Origin of the sequence: Shewanella waksmanii, from assembly GCF_043643685.1 — a bacterium.
Classification (GTDB): domain Bacteria; phylum Pseudomonadota; class Gammaproteobacteria; order Enterobacterales; family Shewanellaceae; genus Shewanella; species Shewanella waksmanii_A.
In genome coordinates this window covers 439,582-462,754 of record NZ_JBHZSN010000001.1, presented here as the reverse complement: position 1 = coordinate 462,754, position 23,173 = coordinate 439,582, and the positions used below count along the sequence as shown (strand labels likewise).

Genomic DNA, 23,173 nt, shown 5'->3' with positions numbered 1-23,173 from the left:
TACAAGTGTAAAGGGAAATCAATGGCCGCGGTGTTAAACTTGCGCTCTATATTAAGGCTCTTTATCAAGGCCTTATATGAAGATGAATCATTGACAGAAGTTTGAGAACAGCTGCGCACGCTAGCTGAGAAAATGGGTACCCCCGCCTGGGAACTGCTTAGCGAGTGGTACCCTAAACTTGTTACTTATTTTATCGGTTTAACATCTGCTGCCATGCCTCTAGCAGGCATAGGTTTAGGGTTAAATGGGTTGATAGGGTCACGCTTGAGCTCATCTTGTAGGTAATCGATGGCATAATTTAGCTGCGCATCAACACCGTTAAAGGTCGCATAAGGTAAGTTGTCCACCTCAATATCTGGCGAGATACCGCGTCCTTCAACAACCCAAGTGCCATCGACAGCGTATTGCGGGTACTCTGCAACTCGTGCCATACCTTTATCGGTTAACGCATTACGCCCTGATAACCAGACTCCCGCTCCGGCAGTTTGCTTACCAATTAGCGGTGCGATACCTAGCGCCTTAATACCCGCTGAGAATGTTTCCCCATCTGAATAGGTCAACTGATCGGTCAGCACCACAATATGGCCATTAAATGTTTGCTGCATATTAGTTGTTGCATCGCCTTGAGTTGGATTCCAGTACATCCATACTCGGCGCAACAGTTTTTCAATAATCCAGCTATCGATGTTACCGCCGCGATTACGACGTACATCAATAATTAGCCCGTCTTTGTCGATATTGGCATAAAACTCACGCGCAAAGCTGGCAATATCACCAGAGCCCATCGCGTAAAGGTGTAAATAGCCAATCTCACCTTTACTCGCTTGGCCTACTTTATCGGCATTATGGTTAACCCAGTCTAAATAGCGCAACTTGGCATCGGCTTTAGTTGAATTGGGCACCACGATAGTACGATGCTGTTTTTTGCCTCGCTTAAGCCCTAGCAATACCTGCTTGCCTTGCTGGTTTCTCAGTAGTTGGTTTACTTGCGCAACATTGGTGACAGGCTTGCCATTAATACTGACAATCACATCTCCCGCCTGTGCATTCACACCTGGTTTAGCTAATGGTGATGCCTGACTTGGCAACTCTGCATCCGTTTGATAAATGTGCTCAATCACCACGGTATTATCTTGTTGCGTTAAGCGTGCACCAATACTGGCTGATTTAGCTTGATTAACATCGACGGCCAAATCACCACCGCGCACTTGCGAGTGTAACGAGTCCAGCTCACCCATCATCAAACTAAACAGATCATTCAACTCATGACGGTCGGTTAACCTGTCGACCAGCGGTTGATACTTAGTTTTCGCCGCTTGCCAATCAACCCCACGCATGTTTTTGTCATAAAATGAATCTCGGTGCATTAACCAAGCGTCATCAAACATTTGTTGCCATTCTTGTTGTGGCTCAATCGCTAGCTGCCAGTGCGACATGCCAACTTTCGCGCCTGCTAGCTCTTTGGGTAGCTTGTCGCCAGCATCAACAATCAACATCTCTTTGCCGTTTTGGCTATGACGACGAACAAACAATTTGTCTTGTTCAAGGTTAAGCGCATAGCTTGCGACATCTTTAGCGAAGGTACTGACCTTAGGTGTTTGGCGCTCATACTTGATCCACTGCAAACGCGGTGATGCCTCACCTTGACGCTGATCCATCACATATAAACCTTTATCGGTCACACTAAGATCATAGTAATTTCCTGAATCAACAGGCACCTGCCATAGGCGCTGACTTAAATTGTTCCAATCAACGTTAACTTCGACTTCATCATCACTATCCGCTTGTGGCTTATCAAGTTCTGTCGGCGCGGCAAAGGGGAATTGCGCTTGCTCGTTCAATGCAATGGCAAAGATTTGACCACGCTTGTCGAACATCGGCCCCATGTTGCGATCGCCCCATGGCGAACTCGGTGTTGATTTAAAATAGCGATTAGAAACAAAGTAGAGCCAGTTGCCATCAGGACTAAAGCTTGGCGAATAAGACTCATACTTATCACTGGTCAATGCCACTTCTTTGTCATCATCAAGTGAATACAAAGCGATATGTGAGCGCAGATTGCCGCGTTGGTGCTTAGTCACGGCAATAAATTGACTGTCAGGAGACCAGCTAATGTCGGCATAAGGACCCAGCCCTTGGCCTTGTTTAATAATGGTTTTGGTCTTGTCGCGTTTAATGTCGAATAACGACACATTGCCATCATAATCATCAAATGCCAGATAACGGCCGTTGGGCGATAAGCTTAGCGACATTTTCATGCTAGACGCCTTGCTTGTTAGCTGTTTGGCATTATCACTGCCATCGGCCGCAAAGCGCCATAACTCCTGCTCACCGCTGGCGTCGCTAATGGCATAAACCCATTTGCCATCATGACTTAACAGCGCCTGACGAATACGGCTTTTACCAGGGGCTGCAATCTCAACCAAGCGTTGACCATCAATGCCGGCAATCGCTACGTGACTACGGGCAGTGACAACAACTTTGTCGCCTTTGGTATTAAAGATGGTTGACGTCGCATACTGCATCGGATCGTTGACCCAATGCTCACGGCGCTCAGAGAAATCCGAGCTAAGGCTAATGTCGAGTACTTGGCTGTTATTTTGCGCAATATCGTACATCACGATATCCGCACCTTTTTGAAACACGATACGGCCTTGATCTAACTTAGCCGCTCGGACTTGCCAATCAGTAAACTCAGTGTGTTGACGTTTATTTTTGCCATCTAAGTCCATTGACCAAATATTGTCATTACCACTAGCATCACTGACAAAATAGAGTCTTTGTTGCCATAACATTGGCTGACGCACCGAGCCTTCATGGCTTTGGGTCAGCGCTTGTGCTTCTTGTTGGCTTCCGAGGCGATAGCGCCATAATTCACCTTTGGCACCACCACGATACACTTTGGCATTATCACCTGTGGTTTGCAGGCCAAAGCGGGTAAAGTATAGGTACTCGCCAGCATCATCAATCACCCCTTCAATGGCATCGGCAAGCGGTAAATCTTGGCTTTGTAATGTCTCTGGGTTAACGATACGTAGCACCCAGTAATTTGCTGGGCCAAACGCATTGTCGGTAGCGTACAGCACTTGACCATCAGCGGTCCAGCCTTGCAAACGTACGCGGCTGTTTTCAAAACTGACACGTTTAGCTACGTCACCGGTTAATGGCATGACATAAACTTCATCATTACCTTCATAATTAGCGACAAAGGCAACCTGCTTGCCATCGTGAGATACACTCGCGCCCATTTCTAGTGCCGGTAAACTTGTTAACCTCGACGCTTGTTTGTCACCTATAGCTTGCTTCCATAAATCGCCTTCGGCGGTAAACAACAACGTCTCACCGTGTAAGGCTGGCGCGCGGTAATAACCTTGATTCAGGGATGCAGCGGATAAACTGCTGCTAGAAAGTGCACCAAAAGCAACTAAACAGCTAATTAATGAGGTTCGGAGTTTCATTTTACACTCTTATTAAAATAGACAGGGAGCTAAACGTTACAATAATTCGCACGACACGTTAGCAAATATTTATCAAATTAACAGTATTTTGCTGCCAATTAAGTATTAGCAAATGTGTCCAACTATACTAACTACATCTCTAAGGCAACATGAGGGCTGTTATGGAGCAACAACCACCTAACGTCGATATGCCAACACAAACAACTAATACAACGACGAAAGCTAACGATGACCCTGTGTTAACCAGCTTATTTGAAAATATGGATAAGCAAATAGTTGCTAGTTTTAGTCACCAACAAAAACGAGCATTAAGCCTTGCCGTTAGGGGGCAAAGTTGGGGAAAACATAGTGTGGACAAGCGCGGCACCTTCGCTTTTCCATTTGTACGTTGGCGCTTTTACTATGTATTTTTACTTGGCCGTAACCGCCGGGCTTACACAAGACGTGAAAAAAACCTGTCGATGCTGATGTTCATCGCCATGGTCGGTGGTTTCTTACTTATCAGCGTCATGATAGGTCTACTGGTACTGTATTTAATCAAGTCAGCAATGGGTGTTGACCTATTTGCTGACTCATCGACCGGTATTTGGGACTGGTTTAAATCGCTGTTCTAGTCTCACTGCAAGCTTGATTGTAGCGCTTGGTAACGCTGATATTGCGGATGTTGTGGCTCAGTAATTTGAGGATACTGCGTCACCACTTCACTCAATAACGCTTGGGCTTGTTGGTTTTGTTGCGCATCAACCAGCAGCTCTACCTGAGATAGCAGCTGTTCAAGTTCGGTGACATTTACCCCTTGACTGCGCTTTTGCATTAATTGCGCCGGCGCTGCACTTTCACCCATGCCAACACTCTCCCCCATGTCAGCACTGGCAGGCATATCGGCGCTGAATGCTGCTGGACTGGTCGCCATTGGCGCGATGGCAGGCTCGGCTAACTCTGGCGGCATATTCATCGGATCACTGCCATCATTTAACCATACCAAGCCTACGACCATCACCACTGAAGCGGCCGAAGACAAAGGCCAGCGATGACGTCGCCAAAAGCTTACCGGTGGTGAGATAACTTGTGGGCTGCTTGATGTTTGACAGCGCTGAGCAGCTTGAGCAAGTATGGCTGCATCTACCTCTGCTGTGGGTTGCTCATTGGCTTGACTTCGATACAGTTCGACGAGTTCGGCATCTAGCTGCACTTGTTGTTGCTGATCATCTTTGTTCATATCACACCTGCTGCCAATGTTGATTGACGCATGATTTTAGCCCTTGGTTAGCATAGCGAATGCGACTCTTGGTCGCTTCGATACTCACCCCGGCTATCTCGCCAATTGCCGCAGCAGTAAACCCCATCTCAATATTAAGTAGCAAGGCTTCTTTTTGCACGGGTGGTAGCAGTGACATACAGCGTTTAAGAATCGAGGCTTTTTGTTGCCGGGCTAAATCATCATCAGGCTGATGAACGTCTGAGGCTAACTGCGACTCGAAAGGTTCGTCATCTTGGTTAGCATCACAAAATAAATCGACCGGTTTCACCGCTCTAACATGGTCAATAATCAAATTGTGGGCAATCTTATATAACCAAGTGGTAAACTTTGCGCTGGGCTGATAATTATCAGCAGCCCGAATCACTTTACTCCATACCTCTTGATAAAGATCCTCAGCCAATTGGGGATCATCAAGTTGGCGAACAAAATAGCGAAACAAAGGCCCTTTGTGCTGTTGGTACAACGTCTCAAACGCTGACATATCACCATCAACATATTGCAGCATCAATGCTTGATCGGTATCGATAGGCTGGTTGTCACTCGACAGCTTTTGCACCTATATCATCTCCAAGGGTTAAATAAACGATTTAAAAGCGCACGCGATGGACTATAAATCCTGGCGCGCACTTATAGTTATCCTAACCCAAAGCGCTGTTGCAGAACAGGTGCTAGGACGTGTTGATCTTTCAAGATGATCTTTGCAGCAGTCTGCGGGTTCGGCTGCAAGCGTTTTACGCTTTGTTGAGCAGTATTTTGCTTAGCATGCTAGGCGGCAAACTGCTCGCCGCGACCAAAACGCTTGTATCTCGAACAAAATTTAACCGTGAAAGATCAACACACCCTAGTTATCATTGTGACTGGAAAAGTTGCTCAAGTAGCGGTTGCAACAACGCAAATTCCATCTCACCGAAAAACTGTCGATGATAGTCGATATATTGCTGTTGTACGTGTTCAACGGTGAGGCTGGCATCGATATTGTCGATAATAGCCTTTCCTTGTGCCGTTTTTGAACAAGCAATATAGCCAAACATAGGTTGAGTTACGTCAGCAATAGGCTCGGCTACTAACGGGTTTTCTAGTTGCAGCACGTTAAAATAATGGTCGATAGACAAGCTATAATCTAAAATCGCATCCACACGATTGGCCAATAACATCTCTATCAATTTAGTGGATGACTCAATACTACTGCGTTGATATACATTCAGTTGGTGCGCAGCTAATTGCTTATCTAAATCGGCCCCATAGCTGCGCCCTTTTACAACCCCAAGGGTAATTTCTGGGTGTTGCTCTAGCTGAGCAAAATCGAAGGGACGGCTAAAGCTAATTTGCGTATCGCGACGATGAAATAAGCGAATTGGCGGATAAACTGACAACGGATAACGACTAAAGTAGGCGACTTGTTCTCTGTCGTCTGATTTCAGCGCATTCATAATGCAAGCATTTTGTTGTTTCGGTAACTCTTTCCAAGAGCGGCTCATACTCACCTGAAGCTGCTTAGGTTGCAGTGGTGTTGGCGTATATTCACGAATAGTTTGCCAAACATTACTTAGCAGGTGCGGTGTTTGCTCATCAATATTATCAAACTCACCCGCCTCAAGCAGGATAACCATAGGTATCGGTTTCTGCTCAGCGGCATTGAGCTGCGGCAATATCAATAGCAGCAATATAGCCGCTATGACTTTCATCTTTATAACTAACTTCAACTGACTCTTCCCCTTAATTATCATTATTGTTGTCGGGTAACGTTGTTGTAAAAGTCCTTCCTTAGTTAATCATCCTTGCTATCGTTCCTCTGCTGCTCACTTTAGTATTAGCACAATGAATCAACATAGCAGAAACTTTTAAGGCGTTAAATGCTTATCTACGCAATCAGCCTGCCACCATTGCGCGCCTTAAAACATCAGTAAATACTCTAGCGGCTTTAGGCTTATCGGTTTAATCATCGCTTAGCCACGAAAAGTAGGGGTTTATTGTCCACACTGAAAAACACTGACTCGCACACAAGCCTATCACCGCCAAAATCAAACCAAGTCAGCCTTGGCCTGCCGCCTTATTTGTCATAGCAAAATCACTCAAACATCACCCAGAGGTAAAGGTTCAGTTAATCAAACGATGAATTCGGTCGCAAAGCTTCGAATCACACGTTTGTATGTGTATAATCGGGCGCAAATTTCGACTCCATCGCATTTATTGAAGTTCACCCTAGAAGGAATATGTATGAAAGTTGGTATCATTATGGGTTCCAAATCTGACTGGCCTACCATGGAACATGCGGCTAACATGTTGGACACGTTTGGCATCGCCTATGAAACACGCGTCGTTTCTGCTCACAGAACCCCACAATTACTAGCTGAATACGCTTCAACTGCTGCAGAGCGCGGTATTAACGTTATTATCGCCGGTGCTGGCGGTGCAGCGCACCTACCAGGCATGGTGGCAGCACATACCAGCCTTCCTGTTCTCGGTGTGCCAGTAAAGTCTAAAGCATTAAATGGTATCGACTCATTATTGTCGATTTGCCAAATGCCAAAAGGCGTTGCCGTTGGTACCTTGGCCATTGGCGATCCTGGTGCCGCAAACGCAGGTTTATTAGCTGCGCAAATTCTCGGTTGTCAGCAGCCAGAAATTTTTGCCAAGATTGAAGCCTTCCGTCAGCAACAAACTGACTCAGTATTAGCTAACCCAGATCCTGCAGTTTAATATGAACATATTGGTTTTAGGTGCTGGGCAACTAGCACGCATGATGAGCTTAGAAGGCGCGCCGCTTGATTTAAACGTGCGCGCCTATGATGTTGGCTCGAAGAAAATCATCCACCCGCTAACCCAGCAAGATTTTGGCCAAACCCTTGAGCAAGCCATTGCCATGGTTGATGTGATCACTTCAGAGTTTGAACATATCCCTGACGATGTACTCGCTTTATGCTGCCAAAGTGGCAAGTTTTACCCTGGCAAAGCCGCCATCAAAACCGGTGGTGATCGCAGCATTGAAAAAGCCTTACTTGATAAAACTGGTGTCCCTTCTGCGCCTTACAAACTAATCACTGAAAAGCAGCACTTGGTCGAGGCCGTGTCGCTACTTGAGCTGCCACTTGTGATTAAAACCTGCCAAGCAGGCTACGATGGTAAAGGCCAGTGGCGCTTAACCTCGCGAGACCAACTTGATGGCATATGGGCAGAAATGGCAGGCTTTATTGCCAGTGGTAGCGCAGATTTTCCGCACACTATTATTGCCGAGAAAATGATACCGTTTGACCGTGAAGTGTCGGTTATTGGTGCCCGCGATAGCCAAGGTAATGTCAAAGTCTATCCAGTGACTGAAAACCAGCACACCAACGGCGTGCTCACTCTGTCATTGGCGATTGAAATGGACAACAACATCCAACAGCAAGCGCTGGAAGCCTTTGATAAGCTGGCCCTCGCTATGGATTATGTTGGTGTATTGGCCATCGAGTTTTTCGATGTCAATGGCACGCTAATGGTCAACGAAATTGCCCCACGAGTGCACAACTCAGGTCACTGGACCCAGCAAGGCACAGCCTGCAGTCAGTTTGAGAATCATCTGCGCGCAGTGGCGGGCTTACCTTTAGGTGACACCCAAGCCCAAAAGCCTACGGCGATGATTAATGTACTTGGCCAAGGCAATATTCCAACCAAAGTGCTTAGCATTGCAGATGTAAAAAGCCATTGGTATGGCAAGTCGCAACGCGCTGGTCGCAAAATGGGCCACATCAATGTGTCGGCGGCAAACCAGGTTGAGCTTGGAGAGAAGCTACAGCAACTAGCTGAGATCTTGCCTGAGCAAGATTATCCCGGTGTTGCAGCAACCGCACAGCGGCTGTTAACTAGCTAACGCGAGTTAACTCAATTGCCTAACGGTAAACTAAAAAGCCGAGTCGATACACTAGGTATCACTCGGCTTTTTTTATAGCGGATAGTTTGCCTAAAAATAGCTCTGAGTAGATCACTTTCTTATGCCGATTGGTATAACAACCCCACAAAACTATTTAAGACCCATTGCTGGACACACGGACTAGATCACAAATCTATAAACCTTGTCTTTAACTTTACTTGTATGATTTAAACTATTGGGTTGCAGTCTTATACACTTATGAGTGCATGTTAAAGACCCCATGCGACTTATTGCCAGCGGCCATATTCCTACCAACTTCATAAATAGATAAAACTAGAATACCTTATGAATTAAAAATTCAATCCAAATAAAATAATTCATAAAAAATCCACAAATTTATCCAGCAGAAATAAAAACCACCTAAACAACTGTTTTATTTAAAAGTATCAAAACCAATAAAAACCAATAAAAACAATAGTACTCTACCCTTAACCACAAAACTATACAACACAGCATTACCAATCAAAAACAACCGACTATTATTAATGAGAAAGCATGCTATTTTTAAACATAGCAAAATAAAACATCAAATATTTAACCTGAGTAAATCACAAGCATCATCAACATTAATCAACAAGGAACCTGATAATGTCCTTTATAACTATGCCCCACGGATTTATTAGAAATAAAACAAAAGCAAAAAGTACTAGTTTTACGCCTGCCAGCATGATTGATGTTTTATATGACTATCAACATTTTTTATCAACGAATGAAAAGCATAATGGCACCATTGCGCAATCAGGTCCTGAAAGTCTAAAACGTATTGCCATTATTGGTGCGGGTGCGGGAGGTTTAATCGCAGCCTATGAATTATCTAAAATCGCTAACATCAACGTTTCACTAATAGAAGCGAGTGACAGGCTTGGTGGCCGCATGGATTCAATTTATATTGCAGATGGGGATCTAAATGATAAAGTATTTGAAATGGGATGTATGCGATTTCCCCCCACCTCGCACACATTGTACTACTACTTAAATAAGTTTGACTTACCCACAACACCAAACTTTCCCGATCCAGGTATTGTTAATACAAAATTGCTCTACCAGAACAAGGTCATTGACTGGCCTGCAAATAGCGCAACCCCAATAAATGCTGATTTTGAACGTATTGGACATGACTTTAGCAATATGGTGGTTTATCTCCTTGGAGATGTTAATAACCCCAATATAACTGCACCGAGTAAGTTATTTGACTATTGGCACATCTACCAAACAAGTCCAACGGAGAATAATAAAAAGCAGGTTGTAAGCGCTTGGCAAACTTTAATCAATCAATATGGCACCACATCATACTTTGATGCCGTCTATTCACTGGCTCAGAATTCGGAGATAGTTTCAAAGCCGTGGACACAAGAAGACATGAATAAGTTTGGCGCTTTGGGTGTCGGTTCTGGCGGGTTCGATCCTATTTATAATGTCAATTTCGTTGAAGTGTTGAGGTTATTTGCAAATGGTTGGGAGGATAACCAAGAACTAGTGCTATCGGGTATTGGCGCGCTAGTCGATGCACTTTCTGACTCACTAAATGAACACGGTGTCGAAGTACAGCTAAATAGCAAGGTAACTGAAATCGCTAAACAGGACGGAAAATATCGAATAACCATAAGCCAGGAGTGTGGTGATAACACCGTTGAGTACTATGATGCAGTGATTGTTGCAACGACGACTCGAGCAATGGAATTAATGGGCTTAACACTAAAAGCTGATGTTTATGACGAGTACCCGATTTTGCACCAAAGCGCTAAAACATCAATTCGAAATTTACATTTAATGAACTCTTCAAAGTTCTTTGTGACAACGGCTTCAAAATTTTGGTACGCCGCAAATAACCCAACAGGGTTAGATTTACCATTTAATATTCAAACAGATGAGTTAATGCGCGGTTTATATTGTCTAAATTATGACAAAGATCTTGATGACGGTAGGCCAAATACTGAAGGCAAAGGTGTAGTGCTAATAAGCTATGTCTGGGGAGATGACTCGACTAAAATACTAGGGCTATCTAATGCAGAACGATATCAACAGTTTTTGCTCGCTATTAAAGAAGTTGACTCAACATTTGCCAACTTGCTTGAAAATCAAACTGAAAAAATTGATGTAATCGATTGGGAAAGTGAACCACATTATCATGGTGCCTTTAAGCTCAATTATCCGGGTCAAGAACAGGATAATCATGCGGCATTTTTTCAATATCAAGCCAAAGAACAAGGCGTTTTCCTTGCGGGTGACAGTGTCTCTTGGGCCGGTGGCTGGTTAGAAGGCGCCATGTCCACAGCAATTAATTCAGCTTGTGCTGCAGCCGCTTATGTTGGTGCAACCGTCGCGGATAACTCGCCATTAACTGAAATTGCTTCACACATGTATAAATACGATATTCCGCCCAAAGGCCCACGCTAACATTGACATAGGAAAACACACAAACAGACCGTGATTAGCAACAAACGACCTGTGATCGCGTTATAAATTTAAGCCTGCTGTTTTAACTCTTAAAAGTATGGATAACAACATGTATCTAAGTGCCAAAGAGAGACAGAAAGTATTAAAGTTGATTGAAACCTTAGGCCAAACCTTAGACTCCTCAAAAATGAGAGAGCGAGCTGGGTTTGCTTTACTTGATTTACTTCAATCTGATCAGTTTGCGTCATTTGTATGGAACGAGCATAACCAGTGCTTTGATAGAGGAGTTTTAATCAACATCTCACCACAAAATGTCGATAACTATCAGAAGTATTATTATCAAAAGGATCCAATAACCGAAAAGCTTGCTAAGAAAAGAGCTGCGACTTTAGTGAATCAAATCATGCCGCAGCAACAGCTCATCAAAACCGAATTTTATAATGACTTCTTAGCGATTGATGGGCTCCATTACGGAGTCAACCTGCATGCACATCAGGGAGAAAAAAACGTCGGGGATATAAGGGTATGGCGCTCAAAGCGTAGAGCCAACTTTGATGAAAAGTCTGCTTATATTTTAGATTTAATCAAACCCTATTTTTGCAATGCGATGTCTAACATAGCTGAGTACGAGGCGATTAAAAACAGCCATCTGATACACGCCAGCTCCTGCCCCGCTGTCACTATAGAGGGATTAAAAAATCAATACTCACTAACTAAAAGAGAAGCACAGATCACCTTAGAAATTTTGGAAGGCTATAAAGATGAGCAAATAGCATCGAAGCTTTATATTGCCTTTTCAACACTAAGGACGCACATAAAACACATATTCTACAAACTTGAAGTCAATAGTCGACAACTACTCATCAAGAAAATACTTGAAAATTCACACTGTTAAAAATTAAAACAAGATAAAAGTAAATAACAAAAATATCCTCATTTATGAGGATATTTTTTTAACAGCCATTATCTATAGTTACTAACCAAGCGACAAATTAAAAAACAAACAAAGAATATTAGTGACATATTTAATCTCAGTCACCACTGACATTCACAGAACAATAAAACAAATATAAGACAGCTAATAAAACAACAAGCAACAGAATTAACTCACACTGTTCCTACAACAGAGCAGTATGAATTAGTACAAACTGGATGACTCCATCCAAAACCAATTAAACTTTTTCCAAAAGGAATATTTAAATGAAAAAGAATACACAAATGCTCGTACCAGGTAATTCACCTTACTCTTTTGAACTTAGTCATTTAGATCAACTTGCTCAGGGAGAGAAATTTAAAATCAGTGTGTTTGATGAAAACAATAAACACATTGGCTATATAAAGTTTAATGACAAATCTACCTATAACCACTATGCAACGATTGAGGCCAAAGGTGACGACTTCTCTATTATGGCCGACGGACGCCGAGAATACTGGAAAGTCGAAAGCGGTGTATCAAGAGGCTATTGGCTATCAACGACGCCTAACGCATGGTTAGTAACCAGTGAGTTTTGGTTAGCGAGACCTTTTTACTTCGAATCTGACGCGATTTGGGAAGATAAATCTGGCAGACCAATTAGTTGTAAAGGTGACCCGGCCATCGGTAAAGACGTAGCGGTATGGAACGCCGGTGGGTTTAGAGCTTTACGTGTGGAATTACAACCGGTCAAAGAAGCACTCAAGCAAACTGAGGCCGAAGCCGAAGTTGCTTAAACTAACGACCTGATACTCAATCTAACCCTTAGTGCAACCGTACAAGGTGTTAGTTAGATTAATCAATAATATCAGAGCTTACTTCTATACAAGCTGTCACAGTAAGCTCTGCTTATCTAACAAAGGGAATCGTTGATAAAATGGACAATATCACAAATTTAATGGAAAAAAGTCGCGAACGCCACGAAGCTAGAAAATCGCTAGCCACTCATTTACCCACTCAAACAGCACTAGAAGGTGGCGTCGTATCAGATGTTATTGGCTACGTTGGCAATAAGGTGTTAGAAGGACTCAATGCAGCATATGAGAATTTTAAAAAGTACAATATCAATTTGCTACAAGTAACCAATGTTACTGACTACTACATGGGCGCACTCGCTTTTAAATCCCAGCCTGAAGACAACGAAGCGAATGTCAATGTCGTCGCTCCACTGCCAGTATTAATCAATAAAAATACCACAGTAGATGCGATTTACGAAAAAGGCCTGCTTGATTCGAAAAAAAGCGCCACCGCTTTTCAATGGATCGAACTCTCGTCTCGAGACGGCGAAATTCTTTACACGTTACAAATACGGATGCACTTAGTCAGTGTTGGCTCAAGCGATAACCCATCGATGCTAGTGAAAATTTTCCAAAACGATAAAAAGGGCCCCTTAGATGAAGTCATCATCGAGCCGGGTGAAATGACTGGCATTCACCGTCTCAAAGACACGCCTTTCAGCTTAGCTGCTGAAGTCACTATAGGATCATCAGTGATCACACTGATTGAACATACATCCTAAAGCCTGCTAAATACAAAACAGAATTTGATAGCTCTGAATTAACCGCAGGAACCCTTAATGACCCATCCTATTTTCAGTGAACTGTCGTAACGATATCATTGAGCTTAACTATGGATCCGTTCCATGATATCGCTCGGCTTTTTTATCTGATTGTTTGTTGCGAAAATCTGCTTACTTACAGCTGCCGACACTAAGTAAGCTAAAGCAGATACTAACAACTTAAACTTGGCTACCTACTGTATATCGCAGGTTCTGAAGAGCTTACAGCGCCAATTTTCCAATGGTATTGATAGCGGCTTTCGCTACCAGCTTGAAAAACTTCCTGCTTATCATCTAAATTAATTGGTTTTAAATCATGGTTTGTACAATTAGGCTTGCAAACCCAAGCACTTCCACCATTAACCAGTAAATTAATGCTAGACAGATTGACCCCCATTTCAGCTAAATAAGCCCCCATATTTTTTGATTCGAGATCCCAAGAATTACCATGTTTAATCTTGTTATGCCTATTGCCTGTTAAAGCAATCACAAGAGTGTTACTTAAAAGACTTTCTTTAATATTTTTAGCCATCTCTAAGTCTCTTTCTTGTTTATCTGAATCGAAGAAAATAACGTTTACTTTATCTTCTCTGACCAATTGATTGAGTTTTAACAGCAGCTCGAACATTGCAACACTCGTTTTACCATCATGCTGCTCCATCCATATCGTCGAGTTTTCTATATCTTCGGCCAAGGATTTATTGTCGCCATTGAGTGTTATATCACCATCAATAAGCTCGATTGCTACGGTTAATTTTTGGGAAGAAACTTTTATTGAATTACAAACAATATCAAAGAAAAGCTTTGGAGACTCTTGTGTACCGTGATATTCACCAACTAAAATCACTTCATCAGTATTGGCTATAATGCGGGTAATTTTCGGCGGTACCTCATCGCATGACCAAGCGTTTTGAGCTACACATGACGCGAAAAGTGTTAAAGCTAAAAATATTCCGTTATTCATAAATAAACATCCGTATTGTTCTATTGATAGCAACCCTAACCAACCATCAACCTGATTACAACAAACTTCAGTTCATGCTCTTACCTAGCTCACAATCTGTCCAACATTGATGCCATTATCCTTGAATAAATCAGCTCCAATAACGTAAATTGCACGAGAGCTATAGAACATGTGAAACAATTGGACAGCCATTGTTAATGTCTCAAAGACACGCCTTTCAGCTTAGCTGCAGGAGTCACCGTAGGGTCATCAGTGATCACACTGATTGAACATACATCCTAAGGAGCCAGTTACTCATCAATCAGATGGTGATATCTCGGCAATAACAGCTGTGAACTTCTAAGCGGACCCACTCAAGTTTATTTAAACTGTTGAATCTATACCCTTGGTGAAGCAGATAGTAAGTCGATGGGCCGCTCCATAACATCACAGCGCTTTTTTAGCTAATAATAAACATAGAAAGGCATAGTTAGTGTCACTCAGATTTTATGGAGTAAAAAATCTCTATATACTTTTTCATCCAATCCTATATCTGGGCACGCTAAACTCTTATCTCTGACTTTAGAAGTACTCAGTAGACCACTTTCAACAAACACTGCTTGGGATTTTAACGAGCAGTTGTCTTCAGTTGTTACAGACCATTTTTCAAGCATTTCTAACGACGTAGGGGCACCTGCTACAATGTAAACTTTCACACCTTTATATTGATGAAAGCTTTCCCCTTGCTGGTTAACTTTAACAACCGAGCATGGTGGCTGTAACTCCAGAGCTATGCTCTGCTCGTTTAGTTCAGCAATACATCTAGTTGAATTGGAGCTAATTTTTACTTCTGCATTTACACATGATGTAATAAGCAAAAAAGAAACAAAGCCTGCGAGTTTAGTTATTGCTTTAATTCCCAAAACCATACTTGGTCTCCAATGTTTAACCAGTTCGCATCACCGCCTTTTAAATCTTGCCGATTGAATAAACCGATATGGGCAGTCGTTAGCTCCGTTGCTAGTGTACTTCCACTGGAGTTGGTGTTGAAACAAGTTGAGAACCGTCAGTTAAATATAACGTATCCCCATCCCAGGCTGCATATACTGAAAGACTATTTACATCAAATGGCGCAGTGCCAGTATAGTTAAAACTCCCCTGATACCAAACCTCACCGTCACCATCGAAATAAACAGTGCCAACATACCCTTTATCAGTATTATTCATTGCAACATATACTCCACCGTCAGGGCCGCCAACCCACAATGCAGTTATAGGAACAGTAATCGGTCTAGTTTCAGGTTCGTAGCTTGATACAGGTTCACACCCATTGATTATTACCATCAGAAGTAGAACTGCTAGCAATTTCATGCAGAAAACTCCCCTATATTCTCAATAACCAGCCGGTTCATAATTGGGAAAAAGTCTAGATCTCGATATTCATCGCGGAACTCTCCAATATAAGAGTTTGGGCGCGGGTCTATCATCCATGGTGTCTCTTTACCCGCAGCTTCAACTAACCTCTTAACAAAGTGAATGCAGCTATTTTTTGTTAAGTCATACTTCTTTCTAGCCGGATTACTGTTTTGCGACTTTTGGGCCACTACACGCTGGTTGAGTTTCTCAAAAACACCTGCAGCCTCTAAAAATACGCCTTCAACTCTTGACCCCTTGCCTGCTTTGTTGCTCACTTTCTTTAACACGGGAACCAATGAGTTCAAATCTACGCCATCGATACCAGTTTTCACATTGGGCACTGGCACTCGCCTTACTACCCCTATTTTCTCTGGATAATCATATCGACCGTATTCGTAGTATTTCGTTAAACCTGACACTCCATTAATTAAAAGAATGCCTGCATGTCCTAAGTTAGAAATTTGCTGACTCGACTTTCTTATCGTAAAGTTGTCGAAATTTACCCATGGAAAAATATCAACATCCGTTCTCGGTGTATCCACAATAATTTTATAATCGGGGAAAACTATTGGGAGCAATATGTCTTTCATACCTACTTCCTTGTATAGGGCTCACTAAAGGGCTAATTTTCAATCGTTTCACGGGTGTGATGTTGTCCACAACGTATAGCAAACTCATACAGTCCATAGACTTAAAATCACTTAATCGGTCATAAACATTGAATTTGACAGCTTAAATGACAGCTGAGGTAAAAAGTAACATAGCACTTCTCATCAATTGCTAATCAGACTAAGAACTACATCAACTATTCCAGTCTTGAGTCATTTTCTAGTTAATGACTAATATGTAACGAATGCATTTAAGTATCTATGTACCATCACAAAAACTTAAAGTGCTGATTATGCCCATAGTTGCTGCTAATACAATCGAGAGCGCAGTATTTAACACTTAAGTTTTAACCTGATAATTCGTATTCACTAAAAGTAAATAGCTGGATATAACTAACGAGGCGCAGTGAAGTCATCCATGGCCGTTTTACGGTGGCATCTGATGTGAAAGGATTCACAAATGCCGCTCTATAGCATTGAAGGCCGAACCTTCAAACTAATCTAACGCCTGTCCGACGAGGAATGTGCAGTTACTGCTGCGAGACGCTGTAAAACCATCCATGGCCGCTTACGGTGGCATCTGATGTGAAAGGATTCACAAATGCCGCGATGACATTGAAGGCCGAACCTTAAAACTAATCTAACGCCTGTCCGGCGAGGAATGTGCAGCTACTTCTGCGAGACGCCACCAGCACCTCCATATGGGCTCTGCGATGACATCTGATGTGAAAGGATTCACAAATGCCGCGATGACATGGATGTCATAGAGCGGCCATGTCATCGAAGCTCGCAGCCGCATCTGCACTAAGTTAATTATCTCTTCGATTTAACCGCGATGGCTGAGCATGAGAGTATTAACAAATCCCTCAGTTGCAAGGGTGTCATAGAGTAGCCATGTCATCGAAAGTCGCACCTTCAAAGTAACCTAACGCCTGTCCGGCGAGGAATGTGTAGTTACTGCTGCGAGACGCTGTAAAACCGTCCATGGCCGCTTTACGGTTTCTTCCGTGAAACCGAAGCTCGCAGCCGCATCTACACTAGGTTAATTATCTCTTCGATTTAACCGCGATGGCTGAGAATGAGAGGATTCACAGATCGCTCCGTGGCAAGAGTGTCAAAGAGCAGCCATGTCATTGAAGGTCGAACCTTCAAACTAATCTAACGCCTGTCCGGCGAGGAATGTGCAGCTACTACTGCGAGACGCCGCAAGCACCTCCATGTGGGCTCTGCGATGACATCTGATGTGAAAGGATTCACAAATGTCGCGATGACATGGATGTCTTAGAGCGGCCATGTCATCGAAGCTCGCAGCCGCATCTGCACTAGGTTAATTATCTCTTCGATTTAACAGTAATGGGTAAGCATGAGAGAATTAGAGCTAACACATTTTGCCCCTTTTCGTGTTAGAGCGATTATGATTCCAAAAGCTTCTAGTTAAGAGTTTCGATACTAAAGCTTATGTGAATTCACGACTCTACGATCTACGTTATAACACTTCCTTTCAGTAACAAAGCTGCTCAGACTGAATGAAATTTAACTGTGTTTATGGACAGTTATAATCAAGCTTGAAGTTTATCGTATAAAAAAGATGCAAAAGAAGTGCTGTTGACGCATCGATAGCTCAAAGGTTTTATTTACCTCTCACAATATCAATAGGTTGAGTTTTCCTAAAAAGTGTTATGCAGACCTCATAAACACCCACGCATCATTTTATCATGCAGTTTTGAGTGTTCTCCTCTGCAAAATGAAAAATAACCCCTTTGCAGCAATGAGTTGTAGGTGTAAGTTAACCTAGATGATTGAGCAGCCAAGAACGTTATCATGCTGCTATTGAATAAGACGTTATGTTTAAACCAGAATACCGAGGAATCAACTAGATGCCAGATTGGCTAACTGATTTAAATAAAATTGGATCTATAAGTTCAATCATAGGGCTTATAGTGACGGTATTTTTGTTTCTTGAAGCAAGAAAAATTAGAAACTCGTTCCTACGAAGAGCAAGACTACCTGAAGTGAATAGAGAATTAAGTAAATCAACGTCACAATTGTCTGAGCACTTAAAGAGATGGAGTGATGATAAAACACCTTCTATAGAAACATTTTCTACGATCAAGGCGTTACTTGAAAACATCAAGTCAAAGTTGCCTCCAGAAGAAAAGAAGAAGGTCGGTGAATACCTGATGAAGCTTCACCCAAAAAAGTATTTTTTTATGAATAACTCTCTTTCTAAGCTCACTGAAGACGAAGCATGGGATAGATATACCGAATTGAGCGGCCTAGTTACTACTCTTCAGCAGTTAGCAAAAGATTCTAAGTGGGACTAATTATGAACACTGAAAGCAAAACAGCACAATTGATTACAAAATTGATTCGTGAGACATCCAAGGGTAATGTGACTTGGGAGGTAAAAGATGCTCCTAGGTCGCTCAATAGTGAAACAGAGCAGTCAGTTCCCCTTTACTTGCAAACTGAATACAAGGGGAAAATACTAGGGATCTATGATCTTCGTGCAAAGTATTATACAGATGTAGATGAGTATTCGTGGTCTGAAAGCATCGGATTTTGCATTGTCGATAAGCTTGGAAGAGTAGTCTGGGAGTCGACAGAACAGTCGCCTGCGCTATTTGACCTATTTAATACTGCTAGAGAGCAGGCATCAGGAATTGATGACATTCTTGATGATTTACTGAACGACTAAAACATAACAAGCAAAGGCAACTGATGCAGCGCATTGATGCTTTGAGCGTTATCGTATATCCGATAACGCCATACTTTTCCGGTAACGTATAGAATGCTTGGCGGAAGATCAAACAAGCCCACGGTTAAGTAGGCTTGGGTTGTTAGGAATCACTTGTGAGCGGATAAGCCAACTAAAGGCTAAATAAGAATTATCCCGTTGTCATTGTTCAGACATATCTCATAAAAAACTTCAATATTCAGCTCTATTTGAAGTTCATTACTATCAATAAAATAAGAGAAGATTGGACTCTTATCACCGGCCCGTAATGGATTCAATGTCATATTTATTTGAACATTATTTTTATCAACAACTAAAATATTTTCAGACTCAGCCATATACCCAAAGGATTTTGCACACTCTTCATGTATCCAAGTTTGCTTTTTAACTAGCTTAAAGCCGAGATTTTGCAGCGATTCTTTTGAAGCAAAAACAGCGATATTATCAATGACTATATCTGATAGCACTCCTTTCTTTGACGAATCAGATAGTCGATTGTAAAGTTGAATTAGGAGGTTCCAAGCAGCTCTATAGCCCCATTGATTAGCTATTTCGGCCTCATTAGTCGTTGTGATGAGTATTTCTCTACCTATTGAATGTTTCAATACACAAGTATCTATATTCAATACTTTTGGTTTATACCCCACATTAAGCTGTTCAAAAAGTAAATTATTTTCTTGCCAACCTTTTACAATATTACTCTTTAGTGACATCCAGTTGGAAGGTCTTACCACCTTATTACATATATCATTCGACATTCGCTTATCAATAGCTTTTATTGAGTTATTTAGCGCCTCAAGTACTGAGTCTAACGTTTCTTGATTGAAACCTACTAAAGGCACATTGCCTTGCTGTTCAAGTATCCTATTAAGTATCTTCTTTTTCTTTGTACAATCCTCATACGCCCCACCACCGTATAGTGAACCTATTCCATTACTCCTTTCACAAAAATAACAAAGCTGATATAAAACACCTCTAAATACAAAAGGGGAAAGCTCATATCTGTCGTGAAATCTAAAATCATTTTCTATAGAACTCAGCTCTCTGAATATCAAATCTAAAAGTTCATTGACACTACTGGCAAACAGGGACTCCCCTAGGTGACAAATATTTGATTCACGAGGATGCTTCCACTCTAGGCAGTCATAGATTTCTTGCCACCGACCTTGAAACGCAAGTTCACCCAACATGCTACAGCCTGTACTTTTCATATATCTAAGAAGAATATTGTCACTAAAATCATTACTTTCAATAGCTTTGATAGCTTGGTTAACGTCATCCTCATTAAGAGGAACTGATTTCCCAAACTCCCCGTACTTTACAAAAGCTCTTCCATCAGAAAGAGATTTAACTTTATCTTCTAAAACGTCCAAATTATTTATGGTGTATTCGACTTTGTTAAAGTCTCTCCAAAACTGGTTTATCCAGTTCTTGCTTCTTTCAGTAGGTTTGGAATTAATCCAATCAGAATGTAGATCTCCAGACAAATTTTCTGAAATATTTTTATAAAACTTGAGGACTTTGTGGGGATGATCTTTAGTAACTATTTGAAAAACATCTACGATTGAACGATTAGCAGTAACAATTCCAGTTAAATCGGCTCTAAAATTGACGTGTCTCAAGAGACCGAAAAGCTCCCTGAACCACTCACACTCAATAACTAGATCAATCCCCTTGCCTGATTGATTTCCTTGCCATCGGGCAATTTCGTATAAGTCAGATGAAAGGTTTATTTTTTCATCTGAAGTCAAAACATAATCTTCTGCAACGATCTGAACGTATCGAGGGTCATGAATAATGTGAGAAATCATTGTTGCAAATAGTCTTTGGGAGTGAAATGAAAGCTTTGCATCTTCAGCCTCCCTAGAGACCCTAATGATTCGAACTAAAGCATCCCAGTATAGCTTGATAAACTTGACGTCAGATTTTGACAATGAGATATAATGTTTCTTAGGTCCAAAATATGTTTTTACTACCTTCTTATGGAACTGAAACAAAATCTCAACAAAACTACTGTCCCAACTTTTGCTTTTCAACTGCTCAATAAGAACTTCTAATCCAGCACTCACATAACTTAGTTTAGATGCTGTAAAATTTGAATAATAAAAGCGGTCTTCAATTTTTAGTTTTTTAATCCAATAAAAATATGAGCTTTTATTGGATAAGGCATCGAATTTCATCAACAACTTGAGCTTCAGTGAATCGTTCAACATAAGGAAGTCTCGAATGTAATCTTCAGTCGGATCCATTACACGAAAGTACAGTCGGATAAAAAACCACGCAGCTGCAACTATGGTTAAACAAAAGGTTATAATTAACACTATAACTAAAACAGTTTCAATTACTGATGGCAGTAAGCTATTCCCTTTAGATTGATTAGCTTTAAAGAGGATGCTTAGGAGTATGTAAATAATTGAAGTTATTATTAGTGACACTGGATTAACCAAGACTCCTTGGGTGAGCCGCTTAGCTAGTCGTGAGCTATCGTACTTTTCAGTCACTTGGCTAGCGATTTGGATAGCCAATGGAATTCCAATAGCTACAAACCCAACAATCAAGGTGAAGGTGTCACTAATTATATTGGCATACTTAGATGCCACATCAAATTCCAATAAATTTGATGAAAATAACTCTGTTACCATTTTAAAAACCATCAAATCAGTTACTAAATAGGATATTACCTAAATAACTGAGTTTGTCACATAATCATGTGGTTACTTAACGAATCGGCAGTGTACTGGCTCACCCACGGCTCTGTTAACATGTAATCCTTTGAGAGTTGCTCTATAAATTGATGCGAGCAGGGGATGATAAAAAATTCGCCCTGTTACAAATTAGATTTCAATGTGAAGTAAAAATCCTAAGTTATAAATTTTTACCAACGGCATTTGTTCAACAAGGTTTTGATGATGCTGATTGTCTGGTTGCATATCCGCTTTATGCTGGTAAACAGCAAATTACGGCCGTTGGGTAAACCAAGATACTTTTCTAATCAACGTTTGGTTGATTAGACTCAATACTCTAACTTGGTTTTGTCCTGAAACCATTCCACAACAAGCGAACCCAATTCGAAGAGACACCTAACCTAGTGTGAATGCACGTTGACTCTCGGCGACAGGACGTCGCCGCGAAGCCTACATGGATGTATTTATGGCGTGTCATAAGGGCATTCACACATCAGCCCACCGCAGGTGATTATGTACCATTCCCCGCTGGAGGCGAAAACCTACTCAGCCTACCGCAGGTTATTAAGCACCATTACCCAAAGAACAACCGCCATAACCACGACGAGTCCAAATCCTCTTGGCAAGTTCGATATTGGGCTGCATATCGCTTAGAACGAGCATCAACGCGATCAGCCACTTTAATCAACCAGGCTTTTTGGTTGTAGGTTTTACGCTTATACCCTCCCCACCCTTCGTGGTAGTTCAAATATTGATTACGGGCATCCCATTTAGACACGCCATTAATTTTATGAGTCTTGTATATGAACCAGCCCATAAAATCCATCGCATCATCAAAGTTACTGCGGCTAGACCAAGAGTTACCCGTTTCGCGGACATAGTCGTCCCATGTCATGGTTTTAGCCTGCGCATAACCATAGGCGTCACTGGCACGTCCAATGGGAATGAAGCCCAAAAAGTACTCCATTGGCGGTGCCGCGTTGTGTTTAAAAGAGCTTTCTTGGTACATCATGGCAAGCGGCACATGAACGGGTACGCCCCATTTTTCACGGGTATTTTTTGCCGCTTTATACCAAGAGCGATTTTCTTGGTAAATGGCACATAAGTTTTCAGGATCTTTGGGAGGAGGAGTGGCACACCCGATCAGCAATTGCGTGGCAATGACGATCCACAACCAAGATAAATGCTTCATAATCTCCATAACCAATGTGGGCTCAATAAACCGTTA

At 41.9% G+C, this 23,173-nt stretch carries 19 protein-coding genes; 9 read left to right on the top strand and 10 right to left on the bottom strand.

Annotated features, from left to right (window positions below; all coding sequences use genetic code 11):
• Positions 1-185: 185 nt before the first annotated feature.
• Positions 186-3,458 carry a S41 family peptidase gene (locus tag ACHUFW_RS02030; RefSeq protein ID WP_394200316.1) on the bottom strand — a complete coding sequence of 1,091 codons (3,273 nt, stop codon included), beginning with the start codon at positions 3,456-3,458 and terminating at the stop codon, positions 186-188.
• A 161-nt stretch (positions 3,459-3,619) separates the two neighbouring features.
• On the opposite strand from ACHUFW_RS02030, the gene ACHUFW_RS02025 reads away from it, so the two are divergent.
• Positions 3,620-4,072, top strand: coding sequence for a hypothetical protein (locus tag ACHUFW_RS02025; RefSeq protein WP_394200315.1), 453 nt, complete (start codon positions 3,620-3,622; stop codon positions 4,070-4,072).
• 2 nt (positions 4,073-4,074) lie between these two features.
• On the opposite strand, the gene ACHUFW_RS02020 is transcribed toward ACHUFW_RS02025, so the two are convergent.
• The 3 genes from ACHUFW_RS02020 to ACHUFW_RS02010 form a co-directional block, all read right to left on the bottom strand.
• On the bottom strand, positions 4,075-4,677 hold the full coding sequence (locus tag ACHUFW_RS02020) for a hypothetical protein (RefSeq protein WP_394200314.1): 603 nt from the start codon (positions 4,675-4,677) through the stop codon (positions 4,075-4,077).
• Position 4,678: 1 nt separating this feature from the next.
• On the bottom strand, positions 4,679-5,224 hold the full coding sequence (locus ACHUFW_RS02015; protein WP_394200487.1) for a sigma-70 family RNA polymerase sigma factor: 546 nt from the start codon (positions 5,222-5,224) through the stop codon (positions 4,679-4,681).
• A 343-nt stretch (positions 5,225-5,567) separates the two neighbouring features.
• Positions 5,568-6,422, bottom strand: coding sequence for a hypothetical protein (locus ACHUFW_RS02010; protein ID WP_394200313.1), 855 nt, complete (start codon positions 6,420-6,422; stop codon positions 5,568-5,570).
• A gap of 514 nt (positions 6,423-6,936) precedes the next feature.
• Here ACHUFW_RS02010 and purE point away from each other — a divergent pair.
• The 6 genes from purE (at position 6,937) to ACHUFW_RS01980 (ending at position 13,518) form a co-directional block, all read left to right on the top strand.
• Positions 6,937-7,419, top strand: coding sequence for a 5-(carboxyamino)imidazole ribonucleotide mutase (purE, locus tag ACHUFW_RS02005; protein WP_394200312.1), 483 nt, complete (start codon positions 6,937-6,939; stop codon positions 7,417-7,419).
• A 1-nt stretch (position 7,420) separates the two neighbouring features.
• Positions 7,421-8,569 carry a 5-(carboxyamino)imidazole ribonucleotide synthase gene (locus tag ACHUFW_RS02000; RefSeq protein ID WP_394200311.1) on the top strand — a complete coding sequence of 383 codons (1,149 nt, stop codon included), beginning with the start codon at positions 7,421-7,423 and terminating at the stop codon, positions 8,567-8,569.
• Positions 8,570-9,217: 648 nt separating this feature from the next.
• Positions 9,218-11,026 (top strand): flavin monoamine oxidase family protein, encoded by a 1,809-nt coding sequence (locus ACHUFW_RS01995; protein WP_394200310.1) that lies wholly within the window; start codon positions 9,218-9,220, stop codon positions 11,024-11,026.
• Positions 11,027-11,135: 109 nt separating this feature from the next.
• Complete coding sequence (locus tag ACHUFW_RS01990) at positions 11,136-11,921, top strand: helix-turn-helix transcriptional regulator (RefSeq protein ID WP_394200309.1); 786 nt, start codon at positions 11,136-11,138, stop codon at positions 11,919-11,921.
• A gap of 305 nt (positions 11,922-12,226) precedes the next feature.
• Positions 12,227-12,736, top strand: coding sequence for a hypothetical protein (locus ACHUFW_RS01985; RefSeq protein WP_394200308.1), 510 nt, complete (start codon positions 12,227-12,229; stop codon positions 12,734-12,736).
• A 140-nt stretch (positions 12,737-12,876) separates the two neighbouring features.
• Positions 12,877-13,518, top strand: a complete 642-nt coding sequence (locus ACHUFW_RS01980) for a hypothetical protein (RefSeq protein ID WP_394200307.1) — start codon at positions 12,877-12,879, stop codon at positions 13,516-13,518.
• 229 nt (positions 13,519-13,747) lie between these two features.
• Here ACHUFW_RS01980 and ACHUFW_RS01975 read toward each other — a convergent pair whose 3' ends face one another.
• The 4 genes from ACHUFW_RS01975 to ACHUFW_RS01960 all read right to left on the bottom strand — a co-directional run bounded on the left by ACHUFW_RS01975 (position 13,748) and on the right by ACHUFW_RS01960 (position 16,506).
• Positions 13,748-14,521, bottom strand: a complete 774-nt coding sequence (locus ACHUFW_RS01975; protein WP_394200306.1) for a hypothetical protein — start codon at positions 14,519-14,521, stop codon at positions 13,748-13,750.
• Positions 14,522-15,000: 479 nt separating this feature from the next.
• Positions 15,001-15,429: a hypothetical protein gene (locus ACHUFW_RS01970; protein WP_394200305.1), complete on the bottom strand. Its 429-nt coding sequence runs from the start codon at positions 15,427-15,429 to the stop codon at positions 15,001-15,003.
• Positions 15,430-15,520: 91 nt separating this feature from the next.
• Complete coding sequence (locus ACHUFW_RS01965) at positions 15,521-15,871, bottom strand: hypothetical protein (RefSeq protein ID WP_394200304.1); 351 nt, start codon at positions 15,869-15,871, stop codon at positions 15,521-15,523.
• Positions 15,868-16,506 (bottom strand): hypothetical protein, encoded by a 639-nt coding sequence (locus ACHUFW_RS01960; RefSeq protein WP_394200303.1) that lies wholly within the window; start codon positions 16,504-16,506, stop codon positions 15,868-15,870. The genes ACHUFW_RS01965 and ACHUFW_RS01960 overlap by 4 nt, the downstream gene beginning before the upstream one ends.
• 1,895 nt (positions 16,507-18,401) lie before the next feature.
• Between ACHUFW_RS01960 and ACHUFW_RS01955 the strand changes: the two genes are divergently transcribed.
• Positions 18,402-18,848 (top strand): hypothetical protein, encoded by a 447-nt coding sequence (locus ACHUFW_RS01955; protein ID WP_394200302.1) that lies wholly within the window; start codon positions 18,402-18,404, stop codon positions 18,846-18,848.
• A gap of 2 nt (positions 18,849-18,850) precedes the next feature.
• Positions 18,851-19,222 carry a hypothetical protein gene (locus ACHUFW_RS01950; protein ID WP_394200301.1) on the top strand — a complete coding sequence of 124 codons (372 nt, stop codon included), beginning with the start codon at positions 18,851-18,853 and terminating at the stop codon, positions 19,220-19,222.
• A gap of 179 nt (positions 19,223-19,401) precedes the next feature.
• Here ACHUFW_RS01950 and ACHUFW_RS01945 read toward each other — a convergent pair whose 3' ends face one another.
• Both ACHUFW_RS01945 and ACHUFW_RS01940 read right to left on the bottom strand, forming a co-directional pair.
• Positions 19,402-21,903, bottom strand: a complete 2,502-nt coding sequence (locus tag ACHUFW_RS01945) for a hypothetical protein (RefSeq protein ID WP_394200300.1) — start codon at positions 21,901-21,903, stop codon at positions 19,402-19,404.
• 616 nt (positions 21,904-22,519) lie between these two features.
• A complete protein-coding gene (locus ACHUFW_RS01940) occupies positions 22,520-23,137 on the bottom strand; it encodes a transglycosylase SLT domain-containing protein (protein ID WP_394200299.1) in 618 nt (205 codons plus the stop codon).
• Positions 23,138-23,173: the final 36 nt, after the last annotated feature.